Annotated in this window: 4 protein-coding genes; 3 read left to right on the forward strand and 1 reads right to left on the reverse strand. The window is 40.9% G+C overall.

Going from position 1 to position 5248, the window contains the following annotated elements; translation table 11 throughout:
* Positions 1-58: 58 nt before the first annotated feature.
* A complete protein-coding gene (locus tag Q0212_RS05705) occupies positions 59-925 on the forward strand; it encodes a DUF1566 domain-containing protein (protein WP_297923460.1) in 867 nt (288 codons plus the stop codon).
* On the opposite strand, the gene recN is transcribed toward Q0212_RS05705, so the two are convergent.
* Positions 908-2566 carry a DNA repair protein RecN gene (gene recN, locus Q0212_RS05710; RefSeq protein ID WP_297923462.1) on the reverse strand — a complete coding sequence of 553 codons (1659 nt, stop codon included), beginning with the start codon at positions 2564-2566 and terminating at the stop codon, positions 908-910. The two genes, Q0212_RS05705 and recN, sit on opposite strands and share 18 nt — an antisense overlap.
* Positions 2567-2722: 156 nt before the next feature.
* Here recN and grpE point away from each other — a divergent pair, with 156 nt between their 5' ends.
* Together grpE and dnaK are read left to right on the forward strand one after the other, a co-directional pair.
* On the forward strand, positions 2723-3271 hold the full coding sequence (gene grpE / locus Q0212_RS05715; RefSeq protein ID WP_297923463.1) for a nucleotide exchange factor GrpE: 549 nt from the start codon (positions 2723-2725) through the stop codon (positions 3269-3271).
* 138 nt (positions 3272-3409) lie between these two features.
* Positions 3410-5248 (forward strand): molecular chaperone DnaK (gene dnaK, locus Q0212_RS05720; RefSeq protein ID WP_297923465.1); only part of this gene is annotated, 1839 nt, incomplete at its 3' end.

A 5248-nucleotide genomic window follows, 5' to 3' on the forward strand; every position in this document is an offset into this window, starting at 1 on the left:
ATAAATCTGACCGCCTAAAGGCGGTGGCTTTAACCCTGAATACGGACTAGTAAATAAATTGCTTACACCACAAACTGGACGTGATTATAGTTTAGTTGCAGTTGCGCTTAAACAAGGTTTACAAGAGCTAGAAAAACTACTTAATGGCTTAATTAAAGCCCATGATGACTTATTGTTAAGTGTGGTTGAAGTTGATGATATTAGTGCCTTAGCCGAGTTATTTAGCTGTCGTATTGCTCAGCAAGTATTACAAAAAACATCAACTGCACGTCGTAAACAACTAGATAAGCAAAAACACAAGCTTTTGGCGAATGAAACAGAGTCGAAAGATGTACTGAAAGAGGATGTTTTAGCAGCAGTAGTTGACCAAACTAATAATTTTGTTGCCCAAAATAAAGAAGACAGAATGCTAAATAAATTAGAAGCCCAATTTAGTGGTTGGCGCAAAATTGGTGCATCAGGTGAGGAGCTAGGTGTTTTGGCTGCTAGTTGGGCTGCCGTTGTTGATGAAAAAACAAAATTGATGTGGGCAATTAATACGAATTTAATAGAAAAATATCCCAATTGTAGTGATTTGATGTGGTTTTATCCTGAGTTAAAGGGAGGGGAAGGGTTTGCCAATCAGGGTAAAAATACTACAGATTGGTTACGTTATGTGAATACCAAAGGTTGGTGTGGTTTTTATGATTGGCGTTTACCAACTTTAGAAGAGTTGAGAGGCTTACTCACAACGGAAGTGTCTCGTTATTATCATATTCGTGAAGATATTTTTACGGATATGCAAGCTCTAGGAAGTCGTTTTTGGTCATCAACTGTTGATCATAAAAGTACAGAATATGCTTGGGCAATGTATTTTGGTTATGGACATGATGGCTTAGCACATAAAAGTTATAGCCTTAATGTCCGTTTAGTCCGAGATATTTGATAACATACTTTCGGCATGTTTTAAGGTTTCTTGAGTAATCGTTAAACCACCTGACATTCGTGCAATTTCTTCAATACGTTGTTGGCGCGTGAGTTCAATGACTCGGCTCAAGGTTTTTTGATCTTGGGTATATTTTTGCACTTGCCAATGACTATGACCTTTAGCCGCGACTTGTGGTTGATGGGTAATACACAAAATTTGCGCACGTTCACCCAACTGACGCAACAAATTACCAACCACTTCCGCCGTGCCACCACTAATCCCCACGTCTACTTCATCAAAGACCAACACAGGTACTGCACTATGTTGTGCTTGAATGACTTGTACCGCTAAGGCAAAACGTGACAACTCCCCCCCCGAAGCTATTTTGGCTAAAGGCTGTAATTGTTGGCCTAAGTTAGCACTAAACAATAATTCAATATCATCCAAGCCATCACGATTGGGTTTATCAAGCGGCTTAAATTGATAGCTTAATTGGGTGTTGGGCATACTTAAGTCACGTAAGTGTTGGGTGACTTTTTCAGTAATCTGTGGTGCAACGGCTTGACGTGCTTGGCGTAATTGTTCAGCAGAGTTCAGGTAACTCAGCTTTGCTTGCTCAACGGCTTGTTCTAAGGCACTAAGGTCTTGAGCCTGTTGATAATGTTGTTGTTCAACAGAAAACTCTTGATGCAGGGTAGGCAGTTCATGCGCCATGATTTTATGTTTACGCGCCAAACGTTGTGCTTCGCTAATTTTGTCTTCGAGCCATGCCAAACGTTGTGGGTCTAAGTCTTGTTGGGCTAAAAAGCCATTCAGTTCACGGCTACTTTCTTTAATCTCAATCAATGCAGACTGTAGGCTCGTACAAACATTGGCTAAACTATGTGAACGTGTTTGGTGGGTTTCAATCACACGTAAGGCTTGCTGTAGTTGACGACTAACAGGATGTTCACCTTCATCGAGCAAGCTTAAGGCTTGTTGGCTATCTTGCATCAAGCTTTCGTAGTTGGCTAAGTAGTCATATTCTTGTTCGAGTTGTTCGTATTCGCCTGTTTTTAACGCCAGTTTTTCTAGTTCATCAACATAGTTATTTAACAACTCTAAACGCGCTTGTTGTGCGGCATAGTTGGCTTGGCTATTGGCTAATTGTTGTTTGCTGTTTAGCCATTGTTGATAATCTGTCCCTACGGTAGCCACTAAAGCTTGTAAATGACCGACATTATCTAATAATTGTCGATGGGTTTCTTTTTTGAGTAGGCTTTGATGAGCATGTTGGCTATGAATATTAATTAACAGTTCACCCAAAGAGCGCAATTCGGCCAAGGTGACCACACTACCATTCACCCATGCTTTCGAGCGTCCTTCTTTATAAACCACACGCCGCAAACAACATTCGTCTTCGGCTAAATCACGCTCTGTGAGCCATGCTTGTGCTTGAGGCAATTGACTGACATCAAATAAAGCACTTAATTCGGCTTTATCTGCGCCATGACGCACGGCTTGGCCATCGGCTTTATCGCCTAAACATAAGCCCAAAGCATCCAATAAAATAGACTTACCAGCACCTGTTTCACCTGTAATAACGGTAAATCCTTGGGCTATATCTAATTCTAAGTTTTCAACAAGGGTAAATTGTTTAATGGCTAAATGCGTCAACATGATGATCAGTATCAGTAAAAAAGTTTGCGTGATAATACCCTGACTTTTTATCTAAGCAATAGCCGAAGCACTTGAATAATTAATCAATAACCCCATTAAATTTGCAGATTTTATTGGCTAACGCCCAAAAGTTAATTTTTGATTGGGGAGAAAATCATGACCGAACAGCAAAAAGATGTTGATAACGCGCAAATTAACGCCGAAATCGAACAAGAGTTAAATGAATATTTAGAAGTTACCGAAACACAAGTGGAAGTATTAACCGCACGTATTGCGGAATTAGAAGCACAGCTAAAAGATACGCAACTACGCACACAGGCTGAAATTCGTAATATTCAAAGCCGTGCCGAGCGTGAAGTCAGTAATGCACACAAATTTGGTGTGGAAAAATTTGCTAATAGCCTTTTAGAAGTTGTGGATAACTTAGAACGTGCCGTTGCGGCTGCGCCCCATGATGAGGCTAATAAAAACTTAGTGGAAGGGTTGCAACTCACACAAAAAGCCTTTTTGGAAGCACTCAAAAAGTTTGGTGTAGAAGCGGTTGACCCAACAGGTCAAGCCTTTAGTGCGGAGTTACACCAAGCCGTGGCGACACAACCTGTTAGCGAAAATAATCCTGCGAATACGGTAGTGACGGTATTTCAAAAAGGTTACACCTTGTATGGCCGTTTAATGCGTCCTGCAATGGTCGTGGTGGCGCAATAAAAAAACCTTGAAAAAATTAAGGTAATCACCATATCAGAATCATGTCAATGCGGTTACTAACAGCACTACCGCGTAAAACACCTTCACAAGCACAGACCAACAGTATGTCTGTGCCTAACAAAACTTGAGGAGCAAAAAATGGGCAAAATTATTGGTATCGACTTAGGCACAACTAACTCTTGTATCGCTATTATGGAAGGCGATAAAGCCAAAGTGATCGAAAACGCCGAAGGCGCACGTACTACGCCTTCTATTGTGGCTTATACCGAAAACGAAGTTTTAGTCGGTGCAGGCGCAAAACGTCAAGCAGTGACTAACCCCAAAAACACCTTATTCGCGGTTAAGCGTTTAATTGGTCGTAAATTTAAAGATGAAGTCGTACAAAAAGACATCAACATGGTTCCCTACGAAATCGTTGCTGCTGATAATGGTGATGCGTGGGTATCTGCTCGTGGTAACCGCATGGCACCTCCACAAATCTCTGCTGAAGTCTTGAAGAAAATGAAAAAGACAGCAGAAGATTATTTAGGTGAGCCAGTCACAGAAGCCGTTATTACCGTTCCTGCTTACTTTAACGACAGCCAACGTCAAGCAACTAAAGATGCAGGCCGTATTGCTGGTTTAGATGTTAAACGTATCATTAACGAACCAACAGCGGCTGCTTTAGCCTTTGGTATGGACAAAAAAGAAGGCGACCGTAAAATCGCTGTTTATGACTTAGGTGGTGGTACATTCGATATTTCTATTATCGACATCGCTGATGTTGATGGCGAACAGTCTTTTGAAGTATTAGCCACTAACGGTGACACTTTCTTAGGTGGTGAAGATTTTGACTTACGCTTAATTGATTATTTAGCTGATGAGTTCAAAAAAGAACAAAGCATCAACCTTAAAGGTGATCCTTTAGCGATGCAGCGTTTAAAAGAAGCGGCTGAAAAAGCCAAGATTGAATTATCTTCCAGTCAACAAACCGAAGTTAACTTACCTTACATCACTGCTGATGCCACAGGTCCAAAACACCTTAACATCAAAGTGACACGTGCTAAGTTAGAGTCTTTGGTTGAAGATTTAGTCGCACGCACCATCGAGCCATGTAAAATTGCCTTAAAAGATGCTGGTTTAAGTGTTGGCGAAATTGGCGATGTGATTTTGGTTGGTGGCCAAACTCGTATGCCTTTAGTTCAACAAAAGGTTAAAGAGTTCTTTGGTAAAGAGCCACGTAAAGACGTGAACCCAGACGAAGCAGTTGCCGTGGGTGCAGCGATTCAAGGTGCGGTATTATCGGGTGGTGTAACAGACGTATTATTGTTAGACGTTACGCCATTAACTCTTGGTATCGAAACCATGGGTGCTGTGTCTACAAAGTTGATCGAGCGAAACACTACTATTCCTACCAAAAAGACTCAAGAATTTTCCACTGCAGCAGATAATCAAACTTCAGTAGAGATTCATGTAGTACAAGGAGAACGCCCAATGGCAGCAGACAATAAATCGCTCGGACAATTTGTACTAGACGGTATTCCACCAAGTCCTCGTGGTATTCCACAGGTAGAAGTTACATTTGATATCGATGCTAATGGTATCCTTTCTGTCAAAGCAAAAGAAAAGACTACAGGAAAAGAACAATCTATTCGTATCGAGGCTTCTTCTGGGCTTACTGATGAAGATATCAAACGTATGCAACAAGATGCAGAAGCAAATGCAGAAGCTGATGCTAAAAAGAAAGAGTTGGTAGAAACTCGCAATATGGCTGATTCTCTTATCCATACTGCAGAAAAAGCCTTACGAGACGCTGATGGAAAAATTACTGATGAGATAAAAACTGATGTTGAAACAAAAGTTTCAAATCTCAAAGCAAAGAAAGAAACAGCCGACCTCGATGAACTTAAAAATCTCTCAAATGAACTCTCTGATGCAATGCAAAAAATTGGAGAAGAGATGATGAAACATCAAAATCAACAAACTGGAGAGAATCCT

The sequence above is a fragment of the uncultured Agitococcus sp. genome (assembly GCF_937920075.1).
Classification (GTDB): Bacteria; Pseudomonadota; Gammaproteobacteria; order Pseudomonadales; family Moraxellaceae; genus Agitococcus.

Excerpts from the sequence above, each read along its gene's own strand:
- recN (WP_297923462.1), bottom strand. The coding sequence starts at position 2,566 with ATGTTGACGCATTTAGCCATTAAACAATTTACCCTTGTTGAAAACTTA.
- grpE (WP_297923463.1), top strand. The coding sequence starts at position 2,723 with ATGACCGAACAGCAAAAAGATGTTGATAACGCGCAAATTAACGCCGAA.